The 17,575-nt window shown below is 72.3% G+C and carries 11 protein-coding genes and 1 pseudogene; 7 read left to right on the top strand and 5 right to left on the bottom strand.

The window, feature by feature from the left end:
* Nucleotides 1-135: 135 nt before the first annotated feature.
* Nucleotides 136-1,065, top strand: coding sequence for a dihydrodipicolinate synthase family protein (locus tag OG422_RS26390; RefSeq protein ID WP_405746336.1), 930 nt, complete (start codon nt 136-138; stop codon nt 1,063-1,065).
* Between the two features lie 13 nt (nt 1,066-1,078).
* Here OG422_RS26390 and OG422_RS26395 read toward each other — a convergent pair whose 3' ends face one another.
* Nucleotides 1,079-1,816: an MgtC/SapB family protein gene (locus OG422_RS26395; protein ID WP_405746339.1), complete on the bottom strand. Its 738-nt coding sequence runs from the start codon at nt 1,814-1,816 to the stop codon at nt 1,079-1,081.
* Nucleotides 1,817-2,393: 577 nt separating this feature from the next.
* On the opposite strand from OG422_RS26395, the gene OG422_RS26400 reads away from it, so the two are divergent.
* The 4 genes and pseudogenes from OG422_RS26400 (at nt 2,394) to OG422_RS26415 (ending at nt 8,314) form a co-directional block, all read left to right on the top strand.
* Nucleotides 2,394-3,599: a CaiB/BaiF CoA transferase family protein gene (locus tag OG422_RS26400; protein ID WP_405746342.1), complete on the top strand. Its 1,206-nt coding sequence runs from the start codon at nt 2,394-2,396 to the stop codon at nt 3,597-3,599.
* A gap of 61 nt (nt 3,600-3,660) precedes the next feature.
* Nucleotides 3,661-4,804 (top strand): annotated as a pseudogene (locus OG422_RS26405) (acyl-CoA dehydrogenase family protein).
* A gap of 79 nt (nt 4,805-4,883) precedes the next feature.
* Nucleotides 4,884-6,098 (top strand): acetyl-CoA C-acetyltransferase, encoded by a 1,215-nt coding sequence (locus tag OG422_RS26410; RefSeq protein ID WP_405746345.1) that lies wholly within the window; start codon nt 4,884-4,886, stop codon nt 6,096-6,098.
* Nucleotides 6,099-6,148: 50 nt separating this feature from the next.
* A complete protein-coding gene (locus OG422_RS26415; protein ID WP_405747997.1) occupies nt 6,149-8,314 on the top strand; it encodes a 3-hydroxyacyl-CoA dehydrogenase NAD-binding domain-containing protein in 2,166 nt (721 codons plus the stop codon).
* Between the two features lie 227 nt (nt 8,315-8,541).
* Here OG422_RS26415 and OG422_RS26420 read toward each other — a convergent pair whose 3' ends face one another.
* Nucleotides 8,542-9,288, bottom strand: coding sequence for a MerR family transcriptional regulator (locus tag OG422_RS26420; RefSeq protein ID WP_405746348.1), 747 nt, complete (start codon nt 9,286-9,288; stop codon nt 8,542-8,544).
* A gap of 359 nt (nt 9,289-9,647) precedes the next feature.
* On the opposite strand from OG422_RS26420, the gene OG422_RS26425 reads away from it, so the two are divergent.
* Nucleotides 9,648-11,114, top strand: coding sequence for an amino acid permease (locus tag OG422_RS26425; RefSeq protein WP_143943435.1), 1,467 nt, complete (start codon nt 9,648-9,650; stop codon nt 11,112-11,114).
* Between the two features lie 71 nt (nt 11,115-11,185).
* On the opposite strand, the gene sph is transcribed toward OG422_RS26425, so the two are convergent.
* From sph to OG422_RS26440, 3 genes are all read right to left on the bottom strand, one after another.
* Nucleotides 11,186-12,163 carry a sphingomyelin phosphodiesterase gene (gene sph / locus OG422_RS26430; protein WP_405746353.1) on the bottom strand — a complete coding sequence of 326 codons (978 nt, stop codon included), beginning with the start codon at nt 12,161-12,163 and terminating at the stop codon, nt 11,186-11,188.
* Between the two features lie 183 nt (nt 12,164-12,346).
* Nucleotides 12,347-13,837, bottom strand: a complete 1,491-nt coding sequence (locus OG422_RS26435) for a M1 family metallopeptidase (RefSeq protein ID WP_405746356.1) — start codon at nt 13,835-13,837, stop codon at nt 12,347-12,349.
* A 192-nt stretch (nt 13,838-14,029) separates the two neighbouring features.
* Nucleotides 14,030-15,025: an FAD-dependent oxidoreductase gene (locus OG422_RS26440; protein ID WP_405746359.1), complete on the bottom strand. Its 996-nt coding sequence runs from the start codon at nt 15,023-15,025 to the stop codon at nt 14,030-14,032.
* Nucleotides 15,026-15,288: 263 nt separating this feature from the next.
* Between OG422_RS26440 and OG422_RS26445 the strand changes: the two genes are divergently transcribed.
* Entirely contained in the window at nt 15,289-17,415 is a 2,127-nt protein-coding gene (locus OG422_RS26445; RefSeq protein WP_405746362.1) for an FUSC family protein, read from the top strand.
* Nucleotides 17,416-17,575 lie beyond the last annotated feature (160 nt).

Genomic DNA, 17,575 nt, shown 5'->3' on the forward strand with positions numbered 1-17,575 from the left:
GGCCTGGTCCACATTCACCGATGACATGGGACGTCCCATGTCCGGACGGCGGCACGGGCACGGGCCCCCACCGCCCTGTGTGCCCCCGCCGCGCACCCGCACCACCGGCCCCGTACGGCAGAAGGCTGGACCTGCATGCCCCTCCCCGCACCACTCACGGGCGTCGTGCCGCCGGTGTGCACGCCGCTCACCGCGTCCGGTCGCGTCGACGTCGACTCGCTCGCCTCCCTCACCGAGCACCTCATCGACGCCGGAGTGGACGCCCTGTTCGTGCTCGGCTCCACCGGGGAGGCCGCCTGTCTGTCGGACGGCAGACGCAGCACCGTCATCGAAACGGTCGTCGCGGCGGCCCGTGGACGGCTTCCCGTGCTGGCCGGAGCCATCGACATGGCGACCACCCGTGTCCTCGACCACGCCCGTACCGCCCAGGCCCTGGGCGCCGACGGCATCGTGGCCACCACACCCTTCTGCACCCGCACCCACCCGGCCGAGATCGCCGACCACTACCGCCGCATCCGCGCCGCCGTGGACCTGCCGCTCTTCGCCTGCAACGCCGCCGCGTCCGTCCCCACCGAACTGCCCGTGGATACGGTGCTCGAACTGGCGGCGGACGGCGTACTGGACGGAGTCGAGGACAGCAGCGGCAACACCGGCGCACTACGCCGCCTCCTGGTACGGCTGCCCACCCTGGACCGGCCGTTCTCGGTGCTCACCGGCTGCGAACTCTCCGTCGACGGCGCCCTGCTGGCCGGGGCGCACGGCATCGTCCCGGGCCTCGGCAACCTCGACCCCGCGGCCTACGTACGGCTCTACGAGCGCGCCCGCGCGGGGGACTGGCGCGCGGCCGCCAAGGAGCAGGACCGGCTTGCCGCGCTGTTCGCGCTCACCGACGTCGGCGACGAGAGGCTGATGGGCCGCGGATCGTCGGCCCTGGGAGCGCTCAAAGCGGCGCTGCATCTCCTGGGCGTCATCGGCTGCCCGGACACCGCGCCGCCGCAGATCCCGCTCGACGGTGCCGCACGCGACGCGGTGCGCCGTCTGCTGGAGGAGGCGGAACTGCTCTGAGGGCGCGCGGCCGTCACTCGGTCGAGTCCGCCTGCCAGCCCAGCTGCACTCCACGCACCCCGTCGAGCTCGGCGAGCGCCTCCACCACGGCGTGCGCCGACGCGGTGCCTTCGAAGCGGAGCAGGACCTCCGCGGCGGCGCCCTCCGGAGGGCCGGTCTCCACCTGCACATCGGACACGAGGAAGCCGCTGTCGGTACACAGTTCCAGCATCCGCCCCAGCAGACCCCATTGGGAGCGGTACGTCAGTCGCAGCTCGAACCGCTCCGGTGACGGCGTGGCGCCGATCCGCTCCGACACCTTTGCGAAACCGCGCACGATCAGGAAATGCACCGCCGTCGCCCCGAGGGCCAACAGCGGCAGCCCGCCGCCGCACGCCATGCCGATGGCGCAGGTCAGCCAGATGGTGGCGGCGGTCGTCAGGCCCCGGACCGCGTCCTTCTTCACAAAGATCAGGCCGCCGCCGATGAAGCCGATACCGGACACGACCTGCGCGGCGACACGGGAGGGGTCCAGCGCCACGCCGTCCATTCCCAGCATCCCGCCGAAGCCGTGGATCGACACCTCCATGAAGAGCGCGCTGCCGACCCCGACGAGCGTATGAGTGCGCAGCCCGGCGCTCTTCTGCCGGGCCTCCCGTTCCAGCCCGATCAGCGACGACAGCAGCAGCGCTAGGGCCAACTCCGCGAACTGACGCGGACCCTGACCCGGATGGAGGGCGAACAACGGGGTGGCGAGGGGAAGGTGCGACATGCGCGCATGGTCCTCCCGAGGCGCCCGCGCAACGTCGCTTCGCGGGCCGTTGTCAGTGGTCGCCGTTAGCTTGGATGACGAGGTCGGATGAGGGCGTCGGCACGGTCCGGTGATGTGAGGGAAGCGGCCGGGAACGGCGCCGGAACGACCGGAACCTGACGACACCCGCGCGTCCGGCGGAGACGGAACGGAAGGGAGGGGGAGGGCGGCATGGCGAAGGTGTGCGGAGCGGCGAGGTGCGGGCAGGCCGTCGCGCCGGGGCTCGTGGGCGTGGCGGGGGAGTCCCGTCAGGCGGGGCGTGCCGCAGGGGTGGCCGAGGGGGCGCTGTGCAGCCGGGCGGTGGGGTCGTACCGCTGCATAGCCGCATCGTGGTCCATCGCCGGTTTCGACGGGGGATAGCGGCGCGCGGTGTGGCGCGCAAGACCCGTGGCGGCGAAGGCGGTTGAGCCTCGCCGCCGTTGTCGTTCCGGGGGTACGCAAGCGATACCCGGGGGGCTTGTGGAAAGTGGAACACGTTCTTAACATCACGGGTGTTACATCAGAAGTGTCACAGTGCGGGGGAAGGGCGAGGAGCGTGATGACGGAGTCAGGCAACGGCCCGCTCGGCGGGGTGCGCGTGGTGGAGCTGGCGGGCATCGGCCCCTGCCCCTTCGCCGCCATGACCCTCGCCGACCTCGGTGCCGACGTCGTACGCGTCGACCGCCCGGGCGGCGCCGCACTGGGCATCGACCCGGCGTACGACCTCACCAACCGCAACAAACGCTCGGTCGTGATCGATCTCAAAACACCCCAGGGTGCGGAGCGGGTGCTGGAGCTGGCCGAGCGCGCCGACATCCTCATCGAGGGGTACCGCCCCGGCGTCGCCGAGCGCCTGGGCGTCGGCCCGGACTCCTGCCTGGCACGCAACGAACGGCTCGTCTACGGCCGGATGACCGGCTGGGGCCAGCAGGGCCCGCTCGCCGACACCGCCGGACACGACATCTCCTACATCGCGATCACCGGCGCCCTGGGCATGATCGGCGCGCCCGACGCCCCGCCCACCGTCCCCGCCAACCTCCTCGGCGACTACGCGGGCGGCTCGCTCTACCTCGTCATCGGCCTCCTGGCCGCACTCCGGCACGCCGCCGCCGGTGGCAGCGGGCAGGTCGTCGACGCCGCCATCGTCGACGGCACCGCCCACCTCTCCTCGATGATCCACGGCATGCTCGCCGCCGGAGGCTGGCAGGACAGACGCGGCGCCAACCTCCTCGACGGCGGCGCGCCCTTCTACGGCACGTACGAGACGGCGGACGGCGGCCATATGGCGGTCGGCGCGCTGGAGCCGCAGTTCTACGCCGAGTTCATCCGCCTGCTCGGCATCGAGGGGCAGGTGCCCCAGCGCGACGACCTCGCTTCCTGGGGCGCGCTGCGCGACGCCATCGCCGCCCGCTTCCAGGAGCGCACCCGCGCCGAATGGACCGCCGTTTTCGAGGGCACCGACGCCTGCGTCGCCCCGGTGCTGTCGCTCCGCGAAGCCCCCGACCACCCGCATCTGGCCGCCCGCGGCACCTTCCTCGACCACGGGGGACTCACCCAGCCCGCCCCCGCGCCCCGATTCTCCCGCACCCCTGGCGCCGTCCGCCGCCCGCCCGCCCAACCGGGCGCCGACACCGCGGAGATCGCCCGCGACTGGGCCGTCCCCGGCCTGCTCGACGACGTCCAGGACGTTTTGCCGCCCACCCCGGAGCCGACCGCGACAGACCGTTCCCCGGCGCCTCGCCCCGGCACGCCGGAGGCCCACTGACGGCCGCCGCGCGCCCCTTCGTCGCTCACCGCAACTCGGCTCCCAGGAGGGCCAGGACACCATGAAGCGCCAGATCTTCACCGCGGACCACGAAGCCTTCCGCGAGACGGTACGCACCTTCCTCGCCAAGGAGGTCACCCCGCACTACGCACAGTGGGAGCAGGACGGCATCGTCAGCCGGGACGCCTGGCGGGCAGTCGGCCGACAGGGCCTGCTGGGCCTGGCCGTCCCGGAGGAGTACGGCGGCGGAGGCAACCCCGACTTCCGCTACAGCGCCGTGCTGGCCGAGGAGTTCACCCGCGCCGGAACCCCGGGCCTCGCCGTCGGACTGCACAACGACATCGTCGGCCCCTACCTCACCACGCTCGCCACCGACGAACAGAAGCGCCGGTGGCTGCCCGGCTTCTGCAGCGGCGAGATCATCACCGCCATCGCGATGACCGAGCCCGACGCTGGTTCCGGCCTCCAGGGCATCCGCACCACCGCCACCGACCACGGCGACCACTGGATCCTCAACGGCTCCAAGACCTTCATCTCCAACGGCATCCTCGCCGACCTCGTCATCGTCGTCGCCCGCACCACCCCCGAGGGCGGGGCGCACGGCCTGAGCCTCCTCGTCGTCGAGCGCGGCATGGACGGCTTCGAGCGCGGCCGCAACCTCGACAAGATCGGCCAGAAGGCCCAGGACACCGCGGAACTCTTCTTCCACGACGTCCGGGTCCCCAAGAAGAACCTCCTCGGCGAGCTGAACGGCGCCTTCGTCCACCTGATGACGCACCTCGCGCAGGAGCGGATGGGCATCGCCGTCGCCGGGATCGCGGGCGCCGAGCATCTGCTGGAGATCACCACGCGGTATGTCAAGGAACGCGAGGCGTTCGGCCGCCCGCTCGCGCGGCTCCAGCACATCCGCTTCGAGATCGCCGAGATGGCCACCGAATGCGCCGTCACCCGCGCCTTCCTGGACCGCTGCACAGCCGACCACTCCGCCGGGGAGCTGGACGCGGTACACGCCTCGATGGCCAAGTGGATGGGCCACCGAACTGCACAAACGCGTCGCCGACCGTTGTCTGCAACTCCACGGCGGATACGGCTACATGGCTGAATTCCCGGTGGCCAAGGCGTTCACCGACGGCCGCATCCAGACCATCTACGGAGGGGCGACGGAGATCATGAAAGAGATCATCGGCCGCTCCCTGCTCGGCTGACCCGGCGCCGCCCGGCCCGCCCCGCCGCGCCTTGCCACACCCCGCCGAGACTTTCCCCTCATGCGAAAGGCTGCCTGACTTGAGCACCGAAGCGTACGTGTACGACGCGATCCGCACCCCGCGCGGCCGCGGCAAGGCCAACGGCGCCCTGCACGGCACCAAGCCCGTCGACCTCGTCGTCGGTCTCCTCCACGAACTGCGCCGCCGCTTCCCCGGTCTGGACCCGGCCGCCATCGACGACATCGTTCTCGGCGTGGTCAGCCCGATCGGCGACCAGGGAGCCGACATCGCCAAGATCGCGGCCATCGCCGCGGGGCTGCCCGACACCGTGGCCGGAGTCCAGGAGAACCGCTTCTGTGCCTCCGGCCTGGAAGCCGTCAACCTCGCCGCCGCCAAGGTCCGTTCCGGATGGGAGGACCTGGTCCTGGCCGGTGGCGTCGAGTCCATGTCACGGGTACCGATGGCCTCCGACGGCGGCGCCTGGCACCTGGACCCGATGACCAACTTCGAGACCAACTTCATCCCGCAGGGCGTCGGCGCCGACCTCATCGCCACCCTCGGCGGCTTCTCCCGCCACGACGTCGACACCTTCGCCGCCCTCTCCCAGGAACGCGCCGCCCAGGCGTGGAAGGAAGGTCGCTTCGACCGCTCCGTCGTCCCGGTACGCGACCGCAACGGCCTGGTCGTCCTCGACCGCGACGAGCACATCCGCCCCGGCACCACCGCCGAGTCGCTGGCCGGTCTCAAGCCGTCCTTCGCCACGATCGGCGACGCGGGCGGCTTCGACGCCGTCGCGCTGCAGAAATACCACTGGGTCGAGAAGATCGACCACGTTCACCACGCGGGCAACTCCTCCGGCATCGTCGACGGCTCCGCCCTCGTCGCCATCGGCAACGCCGCCGTCGGTGAGCGCCACGGCCTGACGCCACGCGCCCGGATTGCCGCCGCCGCGGTCTCCGGCGCCGACCCGACGATCATGCTGACCGGTCCCGCGCCCGCGGCCCGCAAGGCGCTCGCCAAGGCCGGGCTGACCATCGACGACATCGACCTCGTCGAGATCAACGAAGCCTTCGCCGCCGTGGTCCTGCGGTTCGCCCAGGACATGGGGCTCTCCCTCGACAGGATCAACGTCAACGGCGGCGCCATCGCCATGGGCCACCCGCTGGGCGCCACCGGCGCGATGATCATCGGCACCCTCATCGACGAGCTGGAGCGCCAGGACAAGCGGTACGGCCTGGCCACCCTCTGCGTCGGCGGCGGCATGGGCATCGCCACCGTCATCGAGCGCCTCTGACCGCCCGTCCCACCCCTTACGGAGAAGCCACAGTGAGCGAGACCTCTGCGATGTCGACCATCCGCTGGGAACAGGACGAGACCGGCGTGGTCACCCTGGTCCTGGACGATCCCGGCCAGTCCGCCAACACCATGAACGACGCCTTCAAGACCTCCCTCACCGCGGTCGCCGACCGCCTGGAGGCCGAACAGGACACCGTCCGCGGCATCATCGTCACCTCCGCCAAGAAGACCTTCTTCGCCGGTGGTGACCTGCGCGAACTGATCGCCGTCACCCCCGAAGGCGCCCAGCGGGCGTTCGAGGCGGGCATGGGTATCAAGCGCGATCTGCGCCGCATCGAAACCCTCGGCAAGCCCGTCGTCGCCGCCCTCAACGGCGCGGCCCTGGGCGGCGGCTACGAGATCGCGCTCGCCTGCCACCACCGCATCGCCCTCGACACCCCCGGCACCAAGATCGGCCTGCCGGAGGTCACCCTCGGCCTGCTGCCCGCGGGCGGCGGCGTCACCCGCACCGTGCGGCTCCTCGGCATCGCCGACGCCCTGCTGAAGGTGCTGCTCCAGGGCACGCAGTACAACGCCGTACGGGCGAAGGACGCCGGTCTGATCCACGACGTCGCCGCCACGCCCGAGGAACTCCTCGCCAAGGCCCGCGCGTTCATCGACGAGCACCCCGCCTCCCAGCAGCCCTGGGACGTCAAGGGCTACCGCATCCCGGGCGGCACCCCCGCGCAGCCCAAGTTCGCCGCCAACCTCCCGGCGTTCCCCGCCAACCTCAAGAAGCAGCTCAACGGCGCGCCCTACCCGGCGCCGCGCAACATCCTCGCCGCCGCGGTCGAGGGCTCCCAGGTCGACTTCGAGACCGCCCAGACCATCGAGGCGCGGTACTTCACCGAGCTGGTCACCGGCCAGATCTCGAAGAACATGATCCAGGCGTTCTTCTTCGACCTCCAGGCCGTCAACTCCGGCGCCAGCCGCCCGAAGGACATCGCGCCCCGCACCGTCGAGAAGGTCGCCGTCCTCGGCGCCGGGATGATGGGCGCGGGCATCGCCTACAGCTGTGCCCGGGCGGGGATCCAGGTCGTCCTCAAGGACGTCTCGCCGGAGGCCGCCGCCAAGGGCAAGGCGTACTCCGAGGGGTTGCTCGCCAAGGCCCTGGCCCGGGGCCGCACCACCGAGCGCAAGCGGGACGAACTCCTCGCCCGCATCACCCCCACCGCCGATCCGCAGGACCTCGCGGGCTGCGACGCCGTGATCGAGGCGGTCTTCGAGGACGCCGCGCTCAAGCACAAGGTCTTCGAGGAGATCGAGCACATCGTGGCGCCCGACGCGCTGCTCTGCTCCAACACCTCGACCCTGCCCATCTCGCAGCTGGCCGAGGGGGTGCAGCGGGACGCCGACTTCATCGGCCTGCACTTCTTCTCGCCCGTCGACAAGATGCCGCTGGTGGAGATCATCAAGGGGGAGCGCACCGGCGACGAGGCGCTGGCCCGCGCCTTCGACCTGGTTCGCCGCATCCGCAAGACCCCGATCGTGGTCAACGACTCGCGGGGCTTCTTCACCTCGCGGGTCATCGGCCAGTTCATCAACGAGGGCGTGGCGATGGTCGGCGAGGGCCTCGACCCGGCCTCCGTCGAACAGGCCGCCGCCCAGGCCGGGTACCCGGCCAAGGTGCTCTCCCTCATGGACGAGCTGACGCTGACGCTGCCGCGCAGGATCCGCCGGGAGACGCAGCGCGCCGTGGAGGCGGCCGGCGGCAGCTGGGCGGCGCACCCCTCCGACGCGGTCGTCGACCGGATGGTGGACGAGTTCGGCCGCACCGGGCGCAGCGGCGGCGCCGGTTTCTACGACTACGCCGAGGACGGCACCCGCAGCGGCCTGTGGCCCGGGCTGCGCGAGCATTTCACCCGGCCGGACGCCGCCATCCCGTTCCGTGACATGCAGGAGCGGATGCTGTTCGCCGAGGCGCTGGACACCGTCCGCTGCTTCGAGGAGGGCGTGCTGACCTCGGTCGCCGACGCCAACATCGGCTCCATCCTCGGCATCGGCTTCCCCGGCTGGACCGGCGGTGTGCTCCAGTACATCAACGGCTACGAGGGCGGCCTGCCCGGTTTCGTGGCCCGCGCCCGGGAGCTGGCGACGGCGTACGGCGAGCGCTTCGCGCCGCCCGCGCTGCTGGTCGAGAAGGCGGAGAAGGGAGAGCCCTTCCGCGACGCCTGAGCGAACGGCCCGGGCGGGCGGCGACGGGACCGGGCGCGGCGGGGGACAGCCCCTGACCGCCAGGCCCGGGCCGTCGCCGCCCGCCCGGCCCGCCCCACCCCGCCGCCCGGCCGGTCCCGGGCCGAGCCTCGCGACCGCCCGGCCCGGCGCCCGGCCCGAGCCCCGCCGCCACCCGCCCTGTCGCCCGGGCCCCGCTGCCCGGCCCGCGCCACCCTCCAGGCGCGCCCCTACCCCTCCCCGAACGCCTCCCGCAGCTCCTCCTTCATCGACCGCTGGAACGCGGTGACCAGGGCCTGTACCACCATCGGCTGCATATGAGCGGAGAGTGACTTGATGCGGGCGACGTCCTCCGCGTCGGGGCCGCCCTCGCGGTACGGCTCCCAGACCTCGTCCTTGAAGAGACGGCTCAGCTCCCGCGCCGCCGACCGGGAGTGTTCCCGTACGACGGTGCGTGCCGCGAGGATCGTCTCCAGCGCGATCGGCACGTCCAGCAGCCGGACGCCCAGATGCAGCAGCCCGGGGTCGACCTGGAAGACGTCCGGGTCATCGGTGCGGACCAGGACGCTCATCGCCGCCAGCCGGTCCAGGTCGTCCTCGGCCAGCTCTCGGCCGATCCGGCGTTCCAGCTGTTCGCGGGTGGTGTCCTCCGCCTTGTCCGGGATCCAGCTCGCCACCAGTGCCCGGTGGAGGGCCAGGTCCTGGGCGCTCAGATCGGGCGGCAGCTGCTGCAGATAGCGTTCGATCGCCGACAGCGTCATGCCCTGGTGCTGCAGCTCCTCGATCAGCGCGAGCCGCGAGAGATGGTCGGGACCGTAGCGGCCGACGCGGCGGGGGCCGATCTCCGGCGGCGGCAGCAGCCCCCGGGTGCTGTAGAAGCGGATCGTACGGACGGTGACACCGGCGCGGGCGGCCAGTTCGTCGACGGTCAGGGCGGTGCCGGGCCCGGTTCCGGTCTCCGTGGGGGACTCTTTCATGTAGGACAGTATTGCTGTCTCACCAAAAGTGTGAAACCTCTGGAACGTCTCGCCGGATTCCGCGCGGTGCCCTGTGCGCCACTTCGGCGCGTTGCCGGGAGTGGTGCGCCCGTCCGCCGTAATTTCCCGCGAAGATCGCCGGGAATTCATCCGGGCGCGTACGGATCGGCGATTTCAAAATGTCTCCCGGGGGCAACAGTGGGCAAACGGCCCCAACTTCAGATTGGCCGATAACTCGTGTGATCTAGGCCACAGACGAGGGGCCCGGGTTCGGGGAAGGTGTGCCATCGGCCATTCGTGCGAACCGTGGGATTCGGCCATGGTTCCCAGCGCCTGCCTGAAAGTGAGTTGAACCACCAGTGAGTGCAGAGACCGTTACGGAAGAAGTACCGCAGCCGCCAGGTGGGGGCGGCGGCGGACGGCAGGACGCGGGAGACGCCGGATACAGCAAGGGCCTCAAGAGCCGCCACATCAACATGATCGCCATTGGCGGGGCGATCGGAACCGGCCTCTTCCTCGGTGCGGGCGGTCGGCTCCACTCCGCCGGTCCGGCGCTGGCCGTCGCCTACGCGGTCTGCGGTCTCTTCGCCTTCTTCGTCGTCCGCGCCCTCGGCGAGCTGGTCGTGCACCGCCCGTCGTCCGGCTCGTTCGTCTCGTACGCCCGGGAATTCCTTGGCGAGAAGGGCGCCTACGTCGCCGGCTGGATGTATGTCGTCAACTGGTCCACGACCGGTATCGCCGACATCACCGCGATTGCCCTCTACACCCACTACTGGAGTCTGTTCACCGACATTCCGCAGTGGGTGATGGCGCTGATCGCACTCGCCGTGGTGCTCACCGTCAACCTCATCTCGGTCAAGATCTTCGGTGAGCTGGAATTCTGGTTCGCGATCGTCAAGGTCGCGGCGCTGGTCGTGTTCATGTTCATCGGCATCTTCCTGCTGGCCACCCAGCACCCGGTGGGCGGCCACACCCCCGGCCTGCATCTTCTCTCCGACAACGGCGGTTTCTTCCCGACCGGTCTGCTGCCCGTGGTGATCGTTCTCCAGGGCGTCGTCTTCGCGTACTCCGCCGTCGAGCTGGTCGGCGTCACCGCGGGTGAGACCAGCGAGCCCGAGAAGATCGTCCCCAAGGCGGTCAACTCGATCATGTGGCGGGTGGGCGTCTTCTACGTCGGCTCGGTGCTGCTGCTGACGCTGCTGCTGCCGTGGAACAAGTACGTCGGCGGGGAGAGCCCCTTCGTGACCGTGCTCTCCAACGTCGGCGTCCCGGCCGCCGGCGATGTGATGAACCTCGTCGTGCTGACCGCTGCGATGTCGAGCCTCAACTCCGGCCTCTACTCGACCGGCCGCATCCTGCGCTCCATGTCCATGGCGGGCTCCGCGCCGAAGTTCGCCGGGCTCATGAACCGCAACCAGGTGCCGTACGGCGGCATCATGCTCACCTCCGCCGTCTGTGTGCTCGGCGTGGTGCTCAACTACGTCGTCCCGGGCAAGGCGTTCGAGATCGTGCTGAACATCGCGGCGCTCGGCATCATCAGCACCTGGTGCACGATCATGGTCTGTCACATGGTGTTCGTGCGCCGCGCCAAGGAGGGGGTGGTCCAGCGGCCCCGCTTCCGGCTTCCCGGTACGCCCGTCACGGACCTGGTGACCATCGCGTTCCTGCTCGGCGTCATCGTGCTGATGTGGTTCGACGACGGTGTCGGCCGCCAGACCGTGATGCTGATCCCCGTCCTCGCGCTGGCGCTGTTCGGCGGCTGGTTCGTGGTGCGCGGCCGGGTCAGCCGTCTCGCGGCGGAGCGTGAAGGCGAAGCGGCGAAGTAGCGCATACCGCACGGGAGGGCGGTCGCGGAGCCTCAGGGCAGCCGCGGCCGCCCTCCCGTGCGCGTACCGGCTCAGCCGCCGATGAGCGGGTAGTGGTCGGAGAGGTTGGTGTAGGTGTACTGCTTGCCCCAGCTGGAGACGGTCCAGGGCGCCGACTCCTCCTTGACGACCGTGTTGCCCCAGCCGCTCGGCCGCGCGTGGCCGTTGCGGTGCAGGATGTAGTCCAGGTCCTCGCGGGGATCGTTCGGGTAGCGGTCCTTCGTGATCGAGTTCTCGTGGGTGTCGAAGGAGTACGGGTGGCCCGTGCGGCTGTCGGCGGGCGCCAGGTCCGCGTGGGCCAGCAGCGCCTCGTACTCCGGGCCGCGCGAGTCGATGTTGAAGTCCCCGGCGACCATCACCTCTTCGTCGGCGGGGATCTTCTTCGCGTCCAGGAATGCGTCCAGTTCCTTCAGCTGGGAGGCGCGGTCGGCGGCCGCCTCGCCCGCCTTGCAGCCCGAGTCCGTCGACTGGGTATGGGTGCCCACGAGGTGCACCTTCGTGCCGTTCACGTCCAGGACCGCGTAGACGAAGCCCTTGTTGGAGAGGGCGTCCGAGCCGCAGGCGTCCTTGTAGACGTACTGCTCCTTGCGCAGCACGGGCCACTTGCTCAGCAGCGTCACCCCGCCGTCCTCCGGGGTCGTCGCGGAGTAGGCCCCGCCGGTGGCGTCCCAGCCGTCCTTGGTGCGGCCGACCACCGGCGTCTGGTGCGGATACTGCGCCGCGGCCCGCGACGTGAGGGCATCCGAGGACGAGTTGTCGAACGCCTCCTCCAGAACCACGACGTCGTTGCCCCGGAAGAAGTCCGCGTCGGGTATCGCCTGGGCGCGGTGGTCCTGGCCCCAGTTGGGGTAGAGCGTCTTGCTCATCAGGAACGCGTTGTACGTGAGGACCTTCAGGCGCGGGGGCGGCGCCGCGGCCGAGGCGCCGGGCGCGGTGGCGGCGAGGGCGGTGGCGGTCAGCGCCGCGGTGATCACGGCGGACCGGCGGGCGCGCGGCGAGAGGTACGACACGGAATCTCCCTGTGGGGGTGGGTGCATGACCCGGCGGCGTCCATCCAACCAGCCGCGGTTACCTCTTGGTAACCACTGGGTGTGTACGGGATTCCCCGGCGGTGACGGACCGGCGCCGCGAGGGAAAAGGGGCCGGGGGCGCGGCCACTGCGCGCCCCCCGGCCCAGGTCACGTCTTCCGCGCTCAGCCCTGGTGGACCGCGTGCGTGGCCGCGATCATCGGCCATGAGGCGGGGCGGGGCGCCGGGGCCGTGCCGCGGGCGCCGAGGGCCTGCCGGGCCGCGCCCGCCGACGGCTTGGACTGCTGGAACAGCCAGGTGTCGAAGAAGCCGGCGAGCGGCTTGCCGGACTTCTTCTCGGCGAACGCCACGAAATCGGCGACCGAGGCATTGCCGTACGCGTGCTCCTGCGGCCACGACGTGAGCAGGCCGAAGAAGACCTTGTCGCCGAGCTTGTTGCGGAGCGCCTGGAGGGCCACCGCGCCACGGTCGTAGACGGCGCCGTCGAACTGGTGGTCCGGGCCCGGGTCGCCGGGCTTCACGGTCCAGAACGGGTCGTCGGCCGGGTGCTGGTCGAAGACGTAGTCGGCGAGTTCCTGCGCGGTGCCCTCGCCCTCCTTCTCGGACCAGAGCCACTGCGCGTACGCCGCGAAGCCCTCGTTGATCCAGATGTCCTTCCAGCCCTTCAGCGAGACGCTGTCGCCGTACCACTGGTGGGCCAGCTCGTGGACGACGACGGACACGTTGGCGCCGCGGTCGAACGCCTTCTTCCCGTAGAACGGGCGGGTCTGGGTCTCCAGCGCGAACCCCGCCGGGACGTTCGGGACGTAGCCGCCGACGGCGTTGAAGGGGTAGCGGCCGTAGACCGACTCCAGCCACTCGGTGACCTCGGCGGTGCGCGCGATGCTGGCGCGGGCGGCGCCCTCGTTCGCGCCGAGGTCCTTGCTGACGGCGTTGATCACGGGCACGCCGCCCTCGGTGGTGCCGGTGGTGACGTCGAACTTGCCGATGGCGAGCGTCGTCAGATACGTGGCCTGCGGCTTGTCGGAGCGCCAGTTGTAGCGCGTCCAGCCGAGCTTGGAGGACTGCGAGGCCAGCACGCCGTTGCTGATCGCCTGGGTGCCGTCGGGCACGGAGACCGAGATGTCGTACGTCGCCTTGTCGGTCGGGTGGTCGTTGCTCGGGTACCACCACACCGCCGACTCCGGCTCCTGGGCCGCCACCCCGCCGTCGGGTGTACGGGCCCATGCGGTGTAGCCGTCGATCTTCACCTCGGAGGGCTTGCCCGCGTACCGCACCACGACGCTGATCTGCTTGCCGCGCTCCAGCGGCGCCGCCGGGGTGATCTCCAGCTCATGGGCGCCGGAGGCGGCGAACGTCGCCTTCCTGCCGTCGACGCGGACCTCGCTGACCTTCAGCCCGAAGTCGAGGTTGAAGCGGGACAGGTCCTGGGTGGTCCTGGCCAGCAGCGTCGCCGTGCCCTCCAGGAGGTCGGTCTTGGGCTGGTACTTCAGGCGCAGGTCGTAGTGGGAGACGTCGTAGCCGCCGTTCCCGCTCTCCGGGTAGTAGGAGTCGCCCGCACCGGGCGCGCCGGGGGTGAAGCTCGCCGCCGAAGCCGGGACCGCCAGCAGCAGACCGAGCGCGGCCGCGCCCGGGACGAGGAGTCTGTGACGCACCGAGTCCTCCAACTCGTAGGGGTGGTGGAACCGTTCCGACCCTATGTACGCCCCCGCCCCTCGTCATGTCCATGGCCTCAGCTGACACATGAATGACATGCGTGACGCGGCGGAGCGGGGCCGCCGAGCGGTTCCGGGACCCGGAGCGCCGCGCGACCACCGGGACCGGCCCGGCGGTCGCGCCACCCCTGGCTACGCCGCCGGTGCCTCCCGCACCAGCCGCCGGACCTCGTCGGCGCAGCCCCAGGCGACGGTGACGCCCGCGCCGCCGTGACCGTAGTTGTGCACGCACCAGGCGCCGCCGGGCAGCCGCTCGCCCTCCAGGCGGACCGCTTCACGGGCGGGCCGCAGCCCCACCCGGTGGTTCAGGACCTCGGCCCCGGCGAGCACGGGGAACCGCCGGGCGGCGCGCGCCACGATCGCCTCGGCCACCGCCGGGTCGGGCTCCGTCGACCAGGCGTTCTCGTGCGCGGTGCCGCCGATCACCACGCCGTACGGCTGCGGCAGGACATACGTCGTGTCCGTGGCGCCCGAGGCGGCGGAGACGTACCACTCCTCGACGCCCGGGTCGGCGACCACGACCAACTGGCCCTGCACCGGGTGCACCTGCGGGTCCGGCACCAGCTCACGGGCGCCGAGGCCCGAGCAGTTCACCACCGTCGCCGCCTCCTGGCCCGCCTCGGCGAGCGAGGTGAACGTGGCGCGCTCCACCACGCCGCCCGCCGCGCGGAGCCGCTGCTCCAGGTAGTGCAGATGTGTCGGCATGTCGACGAGCGGCGTGCGGGCCCGCCAGCCGGTGTGGCCCTCCGGCACCTCGTCGGGGCGGGCCCGCCGCAGGCCGGGCACCGCCGCATACCAGGCGGCGAGCGGATCGGCATCGGCCTCCGGTCCGCCGGTGGCCGCGGGCTCCGTCATCGTCCCGGCCACCATCCGCGCACCCGTCTCCCGCGGCCGGTCGGCGAGCTCCGCCAGTACCTCGAAGCCGCGCAGCGACCACCGCACCGCCGGGGTGCGGGGGCGGATGCGGTAGGGCCAGCACAGCCCGCCGGCCACCGCCGAGGTGGAGTCGGCGGCCGGGTCCCGGCTCACCAGCCGCACCCGGTGCCCGTCCTCCGCCAGCGCAATGGCCGAGGTCAGACCGATGACACCGCCACCGATCACCAGAATGTCGTTCGCCTCGCTCGTCATGTCTGGACGCTATCGGCTGTCGTCCGACCGGGCGCGAGCAGGCCCGCCCACGGACGGCGTACGCGACCGGGTGACCGGGCCCGGTACGGGCGCGGGCGCGGTATCGGTGGGGCGGCGTGCGACGGGCGAACGCCTCAGGTCCGAGGCGCGCTCCAAGGGCTGCCTCACCAGGGATGACGGGACAGACCTTAGGCTGGAGACCAGCACCGTCGGCCGATGTCGCCCCTCGGATCGTGTTCGTCATCCGTCGACTGAGGAGGCACATGCCCCGCGCCCCGCGGGCCGTTCCCGCCTGGCTCGCCCACCCGTTCCGCTGGCAGCGCCTGCCCGTGCCGTGGTCCGCCGTCGTCCGCGGCGCGCTCTGTGCGGGCCCGTTGCTCGGCGCCGGGATCGCCACCGGCCACCCCGTGCCCGGCGTCCTGACCGGGCTCGGCTCGATGATGGCCGGGGTCAACGACCGGCCCGGCACCCGGCGCACCGGCATGGTCCACATCGGGCTGCCCGCCCTTGCCTGCGGCCTCGGCACCCTGATCGGCGCCTCGCTGCAGTCCGCGCACGCCGGGTGGTGGACGGTGCCCGCGCTCTGCGCCGTCGCCTTCGTCTCCGGCGTCGCGAGCGTGGCCGGACCGGTCCGCTCGACCGCCGGGATGCAGATGCTGGCCACCGCCGTCCTCGGCGCGGGCATGCCGCTGCCCGGCGCGCCGTGGGCAAAGAGCCTGTACGTCCTCGCCGGTTGCGCCTGGCTGCTGCTGTTGCGGCTGGTGCTCCGCTCCCCGCGGCCGCCCGGCGGTCCGCTCGGCGGCGAGCGGACCGCCGTCGCCGCCGTCTTCGACGCGCTGGCCGACGCGTTGACCGAGGTCGGCGGCGAGGGCGCGGAACCGGCCCGGCGCCGTCTGACCTCGGCCCTGGACCGGGCCGACGAGGCGCTGCGGCTGCGCCGCCTCACCGACCGGCTGCTGCGCCGCGCGGTCCGTACCGAAGAGGTGCTGCTGGCCGAGCGGTTGGCGGCGGCGACCGCGCTCTGCGAGGCGAGCGTGGCGCTCCTGTGGGAGGGCCGCCCGCTGCCCGCCGCGGTCGCGGAGAGCCCCCGCCGGTTCGCCGCGGCGCTGCGCACCGGCGAGGCACCCGGGCGCCTCTCCGCTCCCGCGAACAGCTCGGCCGCGCGTGGGGCCTTCGACCGGGCGTTGCTGGCCGCCGCTGTCGTCTTCGCGCGGTCGGAGCCGTCGGCGGCGTACGGGGCGCAGGAGCCGCGTGAGGCGTCCGCGCCGCCCGAGCCTTCGACGCCGTACGGGTCGGCCGCGGCGTCCATGCCGTACGAACCGTCCGCGCAGCCTGCGCCGACCGCCCCGCCGGCCCCGGTGGCGTCGCCGCCCACCGCATCCGGGCCGCGCCGTCCGGGCCGGTGGCACGCCCTGCCCGGCCGGGTCCGCGGGTTCCTGGACCGGCGTACCCGCCGTGGCCGCGATCTGCTGGGGCCCGCCGCCCGCGACTACGGGCTGCGCGTCGCCGTCTGCATCGGTGCCAGCACGGCGGTCGCGCTGCTGCTCCACCCCGAGCACTGGTACTGGCTCCCGGCCACCGCGACGTTCCTGGTCAAGCCCGACCTGGGCCCGCTGTTCTCACGGACCGTCAACCGCTTCGCCGGGACCGTCGCGGGCGTCCTGGTCTTCGCGCTGGGCGGCGCGGTGCTGCCCGGCTCCTGGTGGCCGGCGCTCGCCGCGGGCATCGGCGGCGCGGTGCTGCCGTTCGCCACCCGCCACTTCGCGCTGCAGACCTCGGCGATCACCTTCATGGTGCTGGCGTTCGTCTGGGTGGGCGGCGATCCCCAGGCGGCGGGGGAGCGGATCGCGGACACCGCCATCGCCTGCGGCATCGTCCTCGTCGTCGGCCATCTGCCGCGCCTGGCCGATCCGCGCCGCCGTATCGCGCAGCGGGCGGTGTCGGCGCTGCACGCCACCGAGGCGTTCCTGCGGCACGTCCTGGCGGCCGAGCCCGGCGCCGGGACCACCGCCGAGCGGCTGGCGCTGCGCCGGAACGCCTACCACGCCCTGGGCCAGGCACGGACGGCGGCCGAGACCGCCGCCGCCGAACTCCTCGCCGCCCGCGACCGCAGCCCCGACTGGCCCGCGATCCTCACCGCCGCCGAACGCATCGTCGACGCCGCGACGGCCGCCGCGATCCGCATCGACCACGGTGCGCGGCGGCCCAGCCCCGAGGAGGCCGCCCGGCTGGGCGAGGCGCTGTCCGCGATGGCCGGCGCCCTGGCCGACCCCGGCCACCGCCTGCCGCACCTCCACGACCGGCCGGTCGCACCCGTCCCGGACTGCGCCACGCTCACCGACGTGGCGGCCGAACTGGAACGGATGCGGGGCCACACGGGGGCGGTCTGAGCGACGCCGCACGTCCGGGACCTGGGCCGATTCCCGCGGCGAAGGCCCGCGACGCCCCGCCCGCCCCACCGGACCCCGGCCCCGTACGGGCGAATCCGCAGCCGCGGCGCAGAGCGGGGCCCCGCGGGTGATCCCCGCGAAGCCCCACCCCGTACGCAGG

This window comes from Streptomyces sp. NBC_01525, assembly GCF_045040405.1.
Taxonomy (GTDB): Bacteria; Actinomycetota; Actinomycetes; order Streptomycetales; family Streptomycetaceae; genus Streptomyces; species Streptomyces benahoarensis.